At 30.6% G+C, this 14,347-nt stretch carries 10 protein-coding genes; 9 read left to right on the top strand and 1 reads right to left on the bottom strand.

The window, feature by feature from the left end; genetic code table 11:
• Positions 1 to 146 precede the first annotated feature (146 nt).
• Positions 147 to 1,373: an AraC family transcriptional regulator gene (locus tag BAQ44_RS19370; RefSeq protein WP_071723054.1), complete on the bottom strand. Its 1,227-nt coding sequence runs from the start codon at positions 1,371 to 1,373 to the stop codon at positions 147 to 149.
• A gap of 574 nt (positions 1,374 to 1,947) precedes the next feature.
• Here BAQ44_RS19370 and BAQ44_RS19375 point away from each other — a divergent pair.
• The 9 genes from BAQ44_RS19375 to BAQ44_RS19415 all read left to right on the top strand — a co-directional run bounded on the left by BAQ44_RS19375 (position 1,948) and on the right by BAQ44_RS19415 (position 14,345).
• Complete coding sequence (locus BAQ44_RS19375) at positions 1,948 to 3,609, top strand: SpaA isopeptide-forming pilin-related protein (RefSeq protein WP_084669581.1); 1,662 nt, start codon at positions 1,948 to 1,950, stop codon at positions 3,607 to 3,609.
• A gap of 92 nt (positions 3,610 to 3,701) precedes the next feature.
• Positions 3,702 to 4,505 carry a class C sortase gene (locus BAQ44_RS19380; RefSeq protein ID WP_084669576.1) on the top strand — a complete coding sequence of 268 codons (804 nt, stop codon included), beginning with the start codon at positions 3,702 to 3,704 and terminating at the stop codon, positions 4,503 to 4,505.
• 153 nt (positions 4,506 to 4,658) lie between these two features.
• A complete protein-coding gene (locus BAQ44_RS19385) occupies positions 4,659 to 6,893 on the top strand; it encodes a SpaA isopeptide-forming pilin-related protein (protein WP_071723060.1) in 2,235 nt (744 codons plus the stop codon).
• Positions 6,894 to 7,077: 184 nt separating this feature from the next.
• A complete protein-coding gene (locus tag BAQ44_RS19390) occupies positions 7,078 to 7,638 on the top strand; it encodes a class I SAM-dependent methyltransferase (RefSeq protein WP_071723062.1) in 561 nt (186 codons plus the stop codon).
• A gap of 263 nt (positions 7,639 to 7,901) precedes the next feature.
• Complete coding sequence (locus BAQ44_RS19395) at positions 7,902 to 8,381, top strand: SRPBCC family protein (protein WP_071723064.1); 480 nt, start codon at positions 7,902 to 7,904, stop codon at positions 8,379 to 8,381.
• Positions 8,382 to 8,460: 79 nt separating this feature from the next.
• Entirely contained in the window at positions 8,461 to 11,631 is a 3,171-nt protein-coding gene (locus BAQ44_RS19400) for an ATP-binding cassette domain-containing protein (RefSeq protein ID WP_071723065.1), read from the top strand.
• A gap of 388 nt (positions 11,632 to 12,019) precedes the next feature.
• On the top strand, positions 12,020 to 12,361 hold the full coding sequence (locus tag BAQ44_RS19405) for a PadR family transcriptional regulator (protein ID WP_061680380.1): 342 nt from the start codon (positions 12,020 to 12,022) through the stop codon (positions 12,359 to 12,361).
• The gene (locus BAQ44_RS19410) at positions 12,358 to 12,870 is read left to right on the top strand and encodes a hypothetical protein (RefSeq protein WP_116758389.1); all 513 of its coding nucleotides are present in this window, start codon (positions 12,358 to 12,360) and stop codon (positions 12,868 to 12,870) included. Before BAQ44_RS19405 ends, BAQ44_RS19410 begins: the two co-directional genes overlap by 4 nt.
• Positions 12,870 to 14,345 carry a serine hydrolase domain-containing protein gene (locus BAQ44_RS19415; RefSeq protein ID WP_071723066.1) on the top strand — a complete coding sequence of 492 codons (1,476 nt, stop codon included), beginning with the start codon at positions 12,870 to 12,872 and terminating at the stop codon, positions 14,343 to 14,345. The genes BAQ44_RS19410 and BAQ44_RS19415 overlap by 1 nt, the downstream gene beginning before the upstream one ends.
• Positions 14,346 to 14,347: the final 2 nt, after the last annotated feature.

A 14,347-nucleotide genomic window follows, 5' to 3' on the forward strand; every position in this document is an offset into this window, starting at 1 on the left:
TTACTATTCTCATTCAAATAAAAGAATAGTAACGTGTTTTTTTGATTTAAAAATAGCCTAAATTCAAAAGGTCATGAATGTGGAAGTAATTTTAATCTGCCATTGATAAGTTACTAAAAACACTTTGTTTTAATGAAAGTTTAACTCTATATGACAACATGGGATTTTCGGTATTTACCAGGTGTTTCGTTAGTGAATTTTTTGAAAATTTTAGTGAAATAGCTTTGATCACTAAAGTTGAGCGAAGCACATATGTCTGATAAGGGATAGGTTGTGAAAGTTAATAATTTTTTTGCTTCTTCGATTCGTTCACGTTGAATGTACTCAATTAATGAAATACCGACTTCTTTTTTGAATAATATAGATAAATAATCTGAATTTACGTTTGCAAATTTAGCAAGTTGTTTAACAGATATTTGATTGTAAATATTTTTAAAAATATAGTTTTTGCAAATAGCGATAGTCTTTGAGTGTTTCTGTACTTTTTGTGCTTTTACACGGTCTGCAAAAGTACAGAAAACATTTCTTAATAAATCCCAAACAGATTCCGTGTCTTTTAAATCTTCTGTCTTTTGGATGTGTAGATCGTAAATCTTGTAAGCAATCCGGGAAGGAAGTCCTCCTTTTATAGCATATCTAGTTGCAAGAGTGATGGATGAAATACAAATGTTTTTATGACGTCTTAATTGATGGAATGAAGATAAGGATGAAAGAGTCTCTTGTTGGAATTCGTAATAATATTTGAGTACGCTTTCTTTATCCCCGTTTTCTATAGCTCCAAGTAGTCGGTTCTCTATATACAAATTATGACAGATAGCTTCGTTTTTTTGCACTGAAATATATACACCCTCGTTTAAGATACTGCTATGACTTACATGAAATGAGTCACTGTTATTTGAAAAGGTACTTACATCTGAATTTTTTTTATAGAGAATGTTATAGAACAATATTGCTATATTTACAAAGAAATTTTGATCTTTGACTGACAATGAAAAATAATGATCTCTTGTTCTTTTATAATTCGAAATAAAATTAAGGTTACTATCCGCTTTACTTGTAGAAAAATTTACATGTGTCAAGGGCCCAATAATAACAGTACCGTTCACCATATAATGGCTCTTTATGTGAATTAAAATGAAGTGCCCTAAATATTGGTGAGTTCTGAAGATAGGTGAATTATTTGAATCATTTTTTTGAAAAAGCACATGTAACTGTTCTATTTTTGATTTATAGAACGAATGTGAATCATCTTTTGATGTAAACTCTAAAAGAATATTTTTGTTACAATCTAAAAAACAAACTGGAATTTCAAAAGATTGGAAAAACATATTACAAATGTACTCTATCTCAACTAGACTGAGCTGTTTAGTCATATTATTCCTCCTTACAGTTGTGTGTAATAGTTGAATGTTTATATATTACCTTTTTTCATAAGTAGAAACGGAAAAACTTTATCTATAAAAATTATAAACTTCTAAGAATAATACCATAATTTAACATGAATAGCACATATTATTTGAATATACAGGTAATAGTTTTAGGGAGTAACGTAAAATATGAATTGTCACACTTATTCGTTGTTCATTGCTTATATGTATCAAAAATGATTAAGATTGGATTTTAAATAGGGATAGGAAGGGAGAGATTAATGAATTGAAGTTAAGTTAAGTAATTATTGGGAATTTGCGATAGAAGTTAATATGTAACGATTTTTGAAGTAGAGATATAAGTGTAATTCAGGGGGAAAACTACATATATCGTATGGAGAGACAACGTAATAATAGCAAATAACAAGAGTGAATAAGTGATTGTAAACAATGGATTGTTGGACGACTATGTTTTAGGTTCCTCGTTTAAATCTGGTACTTGGCACACTATTACTTTTAAGAGGGTAATAGTAATAAAGAGATTTTTAAAATGATAGAAGTAGTAAAGGGGATAAGAGAAATGAAAAAAATATTTAGTGTGCTTTTAGTATTTTTCTTAACATTTTCTACATGGTCTAGTGTATTAGTAAAGGCAGCTTCACCATCCAAAGGTACTTTAACGATCCATAAATATGAACAAGAAAAAGATGGCACACAGGGGATAGAAGGAGATGGCTCTGTAAATCAAGAGGTACCAACAAATGCGAAGCCGTTAAAAGGTGTAACGTTTGAAGTGAAAAGGGTTGCGTCGTTTGAAAAAATTTCAAACGATGGGAAAATCGTGAAAGAAGATGTGAAGCCTGTAATGGGAGCAACTCCAACTCAAGTAGTAACAGATGATAACGGACAAGCTGTATTAAAGGATCTTCCGCTAGGACGTTATGAAGTGAAAGAAGTGGCAGGACCTCCGCATGTTAACCTAAATCCAAATACGTATACAGTGGATATTCCATTAACGAATAAAGAGGGTAAGGTGCTAAACTATGATGTTCATATGTATCCGAAAAATGAGATTAAACGTGGTGCAGTTGATTTAGTAAAGAGTGGTGCAAATGAAAAAGCATTAGCAGGTGCAGTATTCTCTTTATTTAAAAAAGATGGTACAGAAGTGAAAAAAGAGTTAGCAACAGATGGTAATGGGCATATTCGCGTGCAAGGATTAGAGTATGGGGAATACTATTTCCAAGAGACAAAAGCGCCGAAAGGGTATGTACTAGATCCGACTAAACACGAGTTTTTTATAAAGACCTCCGGAACTATTAACGAAGATGGAACAATTACTTCTGGTACAGTAGTTAAAGTAGAAGTGCAAAACTATGAAGAACCAAATATTGATAAAAAGATTAACGGTAATTTGGAAGCGTTACCAATTAATCCGTTAACTAATTACAATTATGATATCAAAACATTAATTCCAGAAGACATTAAAGAATACAAAAAATATGTAGTAACAGATACATTAGACAATCGTTTAATGATTCAAGGAAAACCAATCGTGAAAATTGATGGAGCGGAAGTAAATGCAAGCATTGTAGAGGTCGCTGTAGAAGGCCAAAAAGTAACAGCTACAGTAAAAGATTTCACAAAGTTAGATGGTAAAAAAGAATTTCATTTACAAATTAAATCACAAGTAAAAGAAGGAGTACTATCTGGTTCAGAAATTTTAAATACAGCAAAAATTGATTTTATAAATAAAAATGATGTAATTGGAGAAAAGGAATCTAAACCTGTAGTTGTTGTTCCAACAACTGGAATTATCGAGTTAACAAAAGTTGATGGTGTTGATAAGAAGAAATTAAAAGGTGCGGAGTTTGTACTTAAAGATAAAAATGGAAAAATAGTTGTTGTGGCAGGTAAAGAAGTCACAGGTGTATCAGATGAAAATGGTGTTATTAAATGGACTAACATTCCGTATGGAGACTATCAAATTTTTGAAACGAAAGCACCAACTTATACAAAAGAAGATGGTACAACAGCTTCATATCAATTATTAAAGGATCCTATTGATGTAAAGATTAGCGAAAATAATCAAACGGTTAAATTATCGATTGAAAATAATAAAAATGGATGGATTCTTCCTGTAACGGGTGGTATCGGAACGATTCTATTTACTGTACTAGGCCTTGCGTTAATGGCTACAGCGGTATTTGTTTTCTTTAGAAAAAAGTTTGCTAATAATTAAGGCTTTAGGAACATATAACCAAGTGATGTAAAAAGGGGAGAAGCAAAATGCTTCCCTCTTTTCGATATTTTAGTATATACAGAGGTGGAAATATGAAACGAAATCTTGCTTTAGGAGGTATTTTTTTATTAGGATTAGGTATTTTTTTATATCCTACTATTAGTAATTGGTTGGCGACTCGTGCACATTATTCTGAGATTAGCTCCTACGATAAGAAGATCAAAGCACTACAAAAGAAAGAAGTTGAACGTAGGGAAAAAGAAGCAACCGAATATAATAAACAAGTTCAAACTTCCATGAAAACATTTGTAGATCCATTTTCTGAAGAAAAAAATAATCATCAAGCGTATGCCGATGCGTTAAATTTAGGTGATGTAATGGGGTATATTGAAATATCGAAAATTAATATAAAACTACCAATCTATCAAGGGACCTCTGAGGAAGTATTGAGTCGCGGGGTAGGTCATTTAGATTATTCTTCACTTCCAGTAGGTGGAGAAAATACGCACACTATTTTAACAGGGCATCGTGGTTTACCATCAGCAAAATTATTTACAGATTTAGATAAGTTGAGTGAAGGAGATCTTTTTTATATTCATTCTTTAGACAAAGTTCTTGCTTATAAAGTAGATCAAATTAAAGTAGTGTTACCACACGAAACAGACGATTTAAAAATTGTGGAAAATAAAGATTATATTACATTAATTACATGTACGCCTTATGGAGTAAATACAAATAGATTACTGGTTCGAGGTGAGCGTGTGGAGTTTAATGAGAAAGAAAAACAAAAAATGCGTAAAGAGATATTTATGTTTAATAAGTGGACCGTAGTAGTCTTAATCCTATTATTATGTGTGTTTCTAGTCGTAATTTATAAGAAAAAATTAACTCGATAGAGTGAATTTATTTATCCTGTATTAATGGGCAGTGGGACCGAAAATCCAGAGATAAGCAAAGAAGGTATATAGAGAGTAAAGTAAATCCTCACTGAAAAAAGTTTCATTTTATTCGACTGTAGAAAAAATACGGTAAAGGTGGGAACAAAGGAATTGAGGTTACGATTAAAGTTGGTAAGTATTCATTTTATGGTCTTGTTAATGTTATGTGTAAGTTTTGTCGTATATGCACCAAAAGAAGCATATGGATCCACGACTAACTTAGAAGGTCTAGGGGATATATCGCGTTATAATGCTGTTGTCTTTGGTAACCATATAGCAGTAGGTGGCGATATTGAAGGAGCAATTGCTGTTCAAGGTGATATGGATGCATCTGGTTATACGATTGTAGGTGCAGCAGCGGGAACATCTAATATAATTGGGGAAAAATGGGATGATGAGGGATATCCATCCTTGTTATTGTCTGGAAAATTTAAAAAATCAAGAGAGGAATCTTTTATTATTCAAAACGGAATAGTTGTAATGACAAAAGAGAGTGATCCAGATCATATCATACAATCTTCTTATGATCGTATAGTTTATAAAGAAAAACTAGAAATTGACGCGAAATTTAATGAATTTCACAACATAGTGAATCAAGTCAGTAAAAATGCAGGTCAATATAAAACGAATACCCCAATTCCAAATATGAGTTATGGAATCGGAAAAGATATAAACAATCCTAATATTTATGTTTCATCAGAATTGGTAGGGAAAATCAATTTAGATATAAGAGATGTCTTTTTACCTAATGCGAAAGGAAAAGATTTTATCGTTATGTATTCAGATGCAATAGAGGTTACATTTAAAAATGGTGCTATCTTATATGACACGAACAATATTGGTAGGGCTACAGATATAATTCCTACATCACAACCCTATTCTCCTAATTCACCGTTTACTGAATTATACGGGAAAGTGATGTGGGTTTTTCCTAATGCAAAAAAAATTACAACAGAGGGGTATGGTGTTGTTGGGAGTGTGTTTGCTCCAAATGCTGTATTAGAAACAAAAGGTGGTTCAATTAATGGACAAGCATTTGTCGGTGCGGTACAACAAACTGGTGGATTTGAATTTCACAATTTCAAATTTAACTGGCAACATTGGAACAAGCCTAGTACAGGAAAAGTAAAGATAAAAAAAGTAGATAGTAATAATGATAATAAAGAATTAATGGGGGCAAAATTTCATATTGAAGATTCAAATAAAAAAGTAGTTGGCGAGTTAATAACAGATGAAAAAGGAGAAGCGATATCAAAAGAATTGCCAATAGGTAACTATACTCTTGTGGAAACAGAAGCGCCTAAAGGTTACGAATTATTAAAAGATAAAATAGCTGTAAAAGTAGAAAAAGATGCAGTAGTAGAAATTAAAATAGAGAATAAGAAATTACCAGATCCAATGGGGAAAATGAAATTAGTAAAAATAGATACGAGCGATAATAATAAAATGCTAGCAGGAGCAAAGTTTCATATTGAAGATTCAAATAAAAAAGTAGTTGATGAGTTAGTAACAGATGGACAAGGAGAAGCGATATCAAAGGAGTTACCAATTGGTAACTATACTCTAGTGGAAATAGAAGCGCCTAAAGGTTATGAATTATTAAAAGATAAAATAGCTGTAAAAATAGAAAAAGATGTAGTAATAGAAATTAAAATAGGGAATAAGAAATTACCAGATCCAATGGGGAAAATGAAGTTAGTAAAAGTAGATACGAGCGATAAAAATAAAAAGCTAGCAGGAGCAAAGTTTCATATTGAAGATTCAAATAAAAAAGTAGTTGGTGAGTTAGTAACAGATGGACAAGGAGAAGCGATATCAAAAGAATTGCCAATAGGTAACTATACTCTAGTGGAAGTAGAAGCACCTAAAGGTTATGAATTATTAAAAGATAAAATAGCTGTAAAAATAGAAAAAGATACAGTAGTAGAAATTAAAATAGGAAATAAGAAATTACCAGATCCGACTGGACAAATTGAAATTGAGAAAGTTGATGATAAGGATATTAATCTAAAACTAAAAGGTGCTGTATTTCAAGTCTTAGATAAAGAAGGTAAAGAAGTTACTAGATTAACAACGGATGAAAAAGGAAGGGGGATTTCCAATCAGTTAGTATTTGGAAAGTATACGATTAAAGAAATAAAAGCGCCAAATGGATATATGTTACTTAGAGATCCAATAGAAATAGAAATTACAGAAGCGGTAAGGACACAAAAACTAACAGTGAAAAATGTGAAAAATAAATGGATAATTCCTAATACTGGTGGCAGCGGAACAACAAGTTTTTACGTGACTGGTTTTGTGCTAATGTTTGGTGTGTTATGTTTATGTAAGAAAAATCGTATATAAATAGTATAAAAACAGTTGTGTATTATAAACTGATTCCATAAAGTTAGAAAATCGTTGTGTTAGAAAAATTTCCAGCATGAGTTCGGTATTGTACTGGACTTATGCTATTAAATTTGTCGAAGAAGGTAGAATAATAGTAAACATAGAATATATTAATAATTAATATGTTTACGAGGTGAAAGTAGTGGCAATAAAACAAGATGAAATTAAAGTAGTAGTTGGAGCTGGAATGTTTAATAATAATCCAGGTTGGATACAAACGCAAAAAGATGAACTTAATTTACTAGATAAAGCTATGTGGGAAGAAAGGTTTGAATACAATTCTATTTCAGCTATTTTAGCTGAACATGTATGGGAACACCTTACATTTGAAGAAGGTGTAAGGGCAGCAGAAATTTGTTATGAATTTTTAAAGTCAGCAGGGCACATTCGATGCGGTGTTCCTGATGCGTTTTTCCAAGATGAAGCGTACCAAAATATAGTTCAAATAGGCGGACCAGGTCCGAAAGATCATCCAGCAGCAAGTCATAAAATCGTTCATAATTATAAAACCTTAACGAAAATGTTTGAAACTGCGGGGTTTGAGGTAGTTTTACTTGAATATTGTGATGAAAATGGTCAGTTTTATTATAACGAATGGGATGCAAACGATGGTGTTATTTTCCGTTCGAAAAGGTATGATTCTAGAAATAAAGGCGATAAACTTGGTTTTCCATCGCTAATTGTTGATGCGATTAAGCGCTAAATCATTCAACAAAAACAAGAGTAAATTCTATCATTTCAAAAGTCGCAAATGCGGCTTTTTTTATACGTAAGTTTATATTTAATAAGAAAATGGGCATACATGATATTTAATTCCTAATAAAATAGAACTCGATTTAGAAAATACTTAAGTTTTTCAGCGCCATTAACTTTAAATTAATACTTCGATGACATAAATATTTATTTTATATTTATATTCGTGTAAAATGAAGTGAGAACATACATTCTGTATAGGAGGTAAACAATATGATAGCTGAAATTGAAAAAGTAACTGATGGGTATATTATAAAATTTGAACGCCAATTTCCATATACGATAGAGGAGGTTTGGTCTGTTTTAACAGAAAACAGTAAGCTTAAAAAATGGATGTCTAATTTACAAATTGAAAGCCTTAAAACAGGTGGAATAGTAAAGTTTGACTTGATGGACGGTTCATTTATAAATATTGATATTTTAGAGTGTCAAGTAAACGCAGTGCTTGAATTTACTTGGGATAAAGATCGTGTCCGATTTGAAATACATAAAGAGGAAAATGGTACTCTTTTACTTCTTAAAGAATACATTCATGATTTAACAGATCATACACCGAAAGACATAGCAGGTTGGCATATTTGTTTAGATCTTTTTTCTTCCGTTCTAGAAGGAGAAGAAAAAGAATTTTCTAAAGATGAATGGCAACAGTGGTTTGAAATATATAAAGGTAAGTTTCTTGAAGTAAGAGGGTAATTACGTAATATAATATATTTATTATATAATTATTATATCGTAAAAATGTCTTTTATGAAAAATAAGAATAGAGGTTAATATGAAAGTAAATCAATTAATTGCTAATAACATAAATAAATTAGATACAGCTATCCCATTTTATAAGTCGTTTGGAATCGCTGGTTTATCAGGATCAGGTAAAACAACTTTTTGTCAAACGATTGGCGAAGAATCAAAAAAACGATTAGTTTCTTTATTGCCAAAGGCTGAATATCAATATTTATTTCCTAATATTATGGAAACAAATTTTAGTGCTATTAAGATGGAGGATATGCCTTTAGTACTTTTTCTAGGAAAATCATCGATTTCTTCTAACCCACGTTCAACGATAGGTACTCATACTGGTGTGTTTACTGAAGTTCGCGAAAAACTTTCTGAAGTATTTCATCTTTCCCCTGAGGTTTTTTCGTTTAATAATCAGTTAGGTTGGTGTACTGGTTGTAAAGGCCGAGGCACTACTAAAAATATTGAGTGTAAAAAATGTAAGGGAAAACGTTATAGTGAAGAAATCGAACAACATACGATAGATTTATTTGCTAAACCACATACAATTTCAAATATTAATGATTTAAGTGTTGAATCTATTCTTTCGTTAGCAGAAGTGTTAAATATTAGTGAAGCAAAACAACATATACTGCAAAATATAATTAATATGAATATTGGTTATTTAACATTAAATCGAATTATGGGTACGTTGTCAGGTGGAGAGTTAACACGACTTTATTTGGCTGAATTCATGGCAGTAAGTGAAAATGCTGTAATTATTATTGATGAGATTTCAGTTGGACTTGATCATGAAACATTATTACAAATATTAGAAGAGATTAAGCAGTTAGGGTGTAAAAATCAAATTTGGCTTATTGATCATTCAGATACAGTACTGGATACAACAGATGAGCAATTGTTCTTTGGGCCTGGTAGCGGAAAATATGGTGGACAAATTGTGAAAGAATCACCAAGACCAAAACCAATACTGTCGGATCTAAATAAAGAAGTACCAACAGAATATTATACATTCCAAGAATTATATTGCCGTAATATCCAAATGATGGAGTTTCAAATTCCTAAAAATAGGCTTGTGACGGTTACAGGAGAATCTGGATGCGGGAAATCTTCACTTGTTAACGAATGCTTAGCTACAGATTTCTTGAAACGATATCCAAAAGATAAACTAGTTATGGTCGGACAAGATCGAAATCAATCTATTACAAGTCGATCAACTGTAGCCACTTTCCTAGATATTAAAAAGAAACTAACAAAGTATAGCGAAGAAATTGATGATATTTTTGAGCGTTCGATTGAGGATATTATAGATGAACTTCCAAATGAAGATATTGCATATAAACGCTTGAGTCTACTTATTAAATTAGGACTTGGTTATTTAACGTTAGAACGAAAAACACAAACATTATCAACGGGTGAATTTCAATGTGTTCATTTAGTTTCGGAGTTATTTGCGAACACTAGAAATCCACATACATTATTTATTTTTGATGAGCCTTCAAAAGGTTTATCACAAAATATTTTAAATCAATTTATAGATAGTGTTAGAGCTATATTGCAAGATGAATCAGTCTCTATCATTATGATTGAACATAATAGTTACATGTTAGAAAGCTCTGATTATATTGTAGATTTCGGAAAAAGACAGCCTGAATCTATAAAGCATCTTGATGTAGTAAGTCATGAAGATTATTATCGCGAAAAAAGCAGTGTGAATAAAGCTGAGCAAATACATATTTCTTCAGCGCTTAAGCATAAAGAAGGCGTTCACTATTTAGAAGAAAATCATATTAACTATTTTAAAAATGCCGAAAACATTTATAAGGGTGGTATTTTAAAAAGTTTATCATCAATGGCCCGTTTAATTTATGGTGAATATGAATCTGATACAATTGCACCTGTTGTTGCTATTGATCTTGAAAGACATTTATATAGTCAATATAGTTTCTTATATGAAATTGGTGGATTAATTAATCATATTGTAGCTGCTCATCCAACTAATAAAGATACGAGAAGTTTTGATTTCTATTCACAGGACAATCATTGTCCATCTTGTTCTGGACGTCTTCAAATTGAAGTTTTCGATAAAGAGATTACAATTCAAGATAAAAATGTTCCATTTTGGGACGGTTTATTTGATCCGGAAATCATGAAAGTCTTAAAATTTTATCAATATGAAAAAATAGAATTTCTATTTGAAGAAATAAAAAATGAGCTTGGTCACGATTTATCAAAGAGCTATAATGATATGTCAGAAGAAGAAAAGCATACGTTTTGGTACGGATATTTTGAAAAATCATTTTATGATAAAAAAGGAAAGACACGCAGAACATGGGTAGGATTTAATACGATTATTGGTGGATATATTGTTATTTCTAAAGCAGCTATTAAAGAAGAAATTAAGTCTTCTAAAGAAATGATGACATGTCCAATTTGTGAGGGGACGGTTTTAAAGCATCATAAACCCCTTAAATTTGGTAACTTTGATATTCGTGAAATGATCAATCAACCAGTTGATGAAGTGTTGAAAATAGTCGGTGATTTACCTGCACTTCATAAATTAAAGTCTATAGTTGGTGGCGATATGAGATTGACAGAAGATGTTTCTTTATTGCCAAGAAAAGCACAAGTTGCACTGAAAATGTTTGAATTAGAACAGGCAAGCTTTTCAAACTATGAAATGGTGTTACAAAATGTTTTACCATTCTGGGATGAAATAAAAGGAAATATTGAATCCATTAGTGTTAATAATCAAGTAACTGTATGTGATTTCCCTAATGTTTATGAAACGAGAGAAAACATTATAGATAAGTATTTCACAAATGGTAAATATAAAAAACTTACGTATGTATACGAAGCGTTTGGATACAAAAAGTTAGTTACCCAAATCAATAAAATTAGAAAAAGTAATCTATGTCCATTCTGCAGCGGAAAGAAAGTTATAACGGAAGATAATTTACATGATGGTGTCTTTAAATTAACAATCCCATGTGTAACTTGTAATGCAACTGGTATTAATGACGAAGGGTTAAAAGAAGTTGTTGAAGGCGTGGATGTACAAATATGGTTAACTGGAAAAGTTAGTGATGTTGTGGATGAGAGCTTATTAACAGAAGCTGTTTCGCAAATACCAATTTTTAATCGCATTCGCGAATTGGATAAACGAGAAATGATGGCGGTTTATGAATTTCTTGAGAGTAATCAATAAAATTTTATTAGTTAAGGTGTTATTAACATAACTTATATAAAACGTATATTCTTTATAATGTTAATAATAACGCATTATTACAAGGTAATGAAAAGATCCAATTTCTTAATGTCACAATTAAGAAATTGGATCTTTTAGTTTTTTTATGTCCCACATACAATATTTTCCACTAAGGAAAGAAGTATAAGGGAAGGAGAGATAAACAAATAAAATTGTGAAATGATTGATATATTATGTAATTATTATATTATAAAAGAGATAAATAGGGATAAAAAAGTTCGTGAGTGATAATATTTGTTTATTAATCTTTTTGTTTTGTTATCTGATTTTTTAAATTTAACAGAAATATATACTTGAATGAAGTATATATTTCTGTTAAATTTATCCTATGGATAGAACAAGTTTAATTAAAGGTCATTTAGAAATGTGTGTATTATCTATTTTGTCGAAAAAGAAAAGTTATGGTTATGAGATTATGAAAGAACTTGAAGTAAACAATTTAAAATTGAAAGGAGTAGGAAGTATTTACCCTATTCTAACTAAGTTGAAAAATCAAGAGTGGGTTAATACTTATCAAGAAGTAACAGACAGTGGTAAAGTTAGGATTTATTATGAAATTAATGAAAACGGGAAAATACGTCTTGAGAAAAAAATTAATGAGTGGTTAGAATTGCAATCGGATATTCAAACATTATTAAAAAACGGCTCGAAAGGAGACCTTCTGAAATGAGGAATAGATTAATAGGTAAAGAAAAGCAATTTTTAACAGACGTACTTAAGGAATTACAGCAATACGATATTAGTTTAGAAGAAATGGAAAATGTTAAGCGACAAATATTAGAACATATTCAAGAATGTCGTGAACATGGTGAAGATAGTATAGATGATTTAGGTACACCTCAATTATTTGTTCAAGATTATTTAGAAATAAATGAAATTGATTTACAAGTTAAAATGAAACAACTTAAAAATAAAAAGGGTAAATTAAACAAATCTTTCTTACGCGGCATATTCATCGCAGTTATTACTTACCTCATCTCGCAAACTACATTTACAATATTTTTAACTAGATCATTAAATCCAACTAATAGTAAAAATACATTTCAGTATAATCTTCTATATCGTATTTCAGAAAATCAATGGTGGAATTCATTATTAATAATGATTAGTTTTATGCTCTCTATAGTAGTATTCATTAGTTTAGTAAGTTATAAAAAAAGAAAGCTCTCTAAAGCATAATGAAGAATGCAATCTATAAAATATCTCTAATTTATATTCTTTGTAATGTATTAATGTTATGTATTACAGATCCAAAAGTTTACGCTCAGCAAAATATTAAAATTGCATTGGATAAGTATATTGAAAAATTTATAAAAGAGCAGAATATTCCAGGAGCTTCTGTTGCAATTGTACATAAAAAAGATGTATTTTTCACAAAAACGATAGGAATTACTGGAGAATCTGAAAAAAAGGTAACTAGTAAAACACCATTCGCAATTGGCTCAATAAGTAAATCTTTAACAGCTTTAGCTATATTGAAATTAATTGAAGATAAAAAAATAAAATTAGAGGATTCAGTTCAACAACACCTTCCTTGGTTTAAATTAAAAGACAATCAATTAACCTCCACTATAACAATTCGAAACCTACTAACTCATACAAGCGGAATAAACACATACGAAGGTTTGGCATTATCAGATATACAATCCAAAAGTTCTTCAGCTTTAAAAGAAAATGTAAAGAAACTTTTAAATGTAAAATTAAATGCCTCACCAGGAGAAAAATATCAATATAGTAATGCGAATTATATTGTTTTAGGTGCTCTTATTGAAGAGGTCACAAATGAAACGTATTCATCATATATGGAAAAGCATGTTTTTCAGCCGTTAAATATGAATGGTGCAGCAGCAAGTAAAGAAACTGCATATGAAAAGGGTTATTTAACAGGTTATCAGTCTTGGTTTGGCATACCAAGAAAAAGTGTAGTGTCCTATGATAATTCTGGGGCACCGTATGGCTATATTACTGCAAATTTAGAAGATATGATTCAATATATTATGTTTTTGAATCGGCCTGAGGATGCTCAATTTTTAAAGCAAGAAAACATGGATCTTTATCTTTCACCACTTTATAAAATAAATTCAAAAAAAAGTTATGGTTTTGGATTAAGAACAACAAATATAAATGAAAGCGAAACGATGATTTGGCATTCAGGATCCACGCCCGATGCTCGTGCAGAAATATTTATTTTAAATAAAAGTGGCTGGGGTGGTGTTATTTTAACAAATAAAAATCATGTATTAGAAGAGCCAGCGTTATCAGTGTTGAAAAATGGGATTATTAGCATTTTGAATGGAAAAGAACCAATTGATCCACCTAGAAACATACCATTTACACAAATTGTTATGTCGATAGTTATACTCGTGCTTTTCATTTCGCCAATTATGTTTGTTAAGAAGTATAGGCATAAGAAAAATGTTGAAAAACTAACTTGGTTATTTGTAGGAAATTTATTTCTAATATTATCTATTATTTTCATCCCGCTTCTTACTTATAGTACAAGCTCACCATGGAAAACAATTAAAATATTTGCGGCAGATGTAGCCTTTCTTACAAATATTATAGTAACTTTATTAGTTGTGAACGGATTAATATCAATCTTTATAGCCTTAAGACGGAAGAGAGTAAAAGGGGAAATAATTAAAGAAATATAATT

It is taken from the genome of Bacillus mobilis, from assembly GCF_001884045.1.
Lineage (GTDB): Bacteria > Bacillota > Bacilli > Bacillales > Bacillaceae_G > Bacillus_A > Bacillus_A mobilis.

What these genes read in the sequence shown, in the direction of transcription:
- BAQ44_RS19370 (WP_071723054.1), bottom strand. Translation starts at nt 1,373, where the DNA reads ATGACTAAACAGCTCAGTCTAGTTGAGATAGAGTACATTTGTAATATG.
- BAQ44_RS19375 (WP_084669581.1), top strand. Translation starts at nt 1,948, where the DNA reads ATGAAAAAAATATTTAGTGTGCTTTTAGTATTTTTCTTAACATTTTCT.
- BAQ44_RS19380 (WP_084669576.1), top strand. Translation starts at nt 3,702, where the DNA reads ATGAAACGAAATCTTGCTTTAGGAGGTATTTTTTTATTAGGATTAGGT.
- BAQ44_RS19395 (WP_071723064.1), top strand. Translation starts at nt 7,902, where the DNA reads ATGATAGCTGAAATTGAAAAAGTAACTGATGGGTATATTATAAAATTT.
- BAQ44_RS19400 (WP_071723065.1), top strand. Translation starts at nt 8,461, where the DNA reads ATGAAAGTAAATCAATTAATTGCTAATAACATAAATAAATTAGATACA.
- BAQ44_RS19405 (WP_061680380.1), top strand. Translation starts at nt 12,020, where the DNA reads ATGGATAGAACAAGTTTAATTAAAGGTCATTTAGAAATGTGTGTATTA.
- BAQ44_RS19410 (WP_116758389.1), top strand. Translation starts at nt 12,358, where the DNA reads ATGAGGAATAGATTAATAGGTAAAGAAAAGCAATTTTTAACAGACGTA.
- BAQ44_RS19415 (WP_071723066.1), top strand. Translation starts at nt 12,870, where the DNA reads ATGAAGAATGCAATCTATAAAATATCTCTAATTTATATTCTTTGTAAT.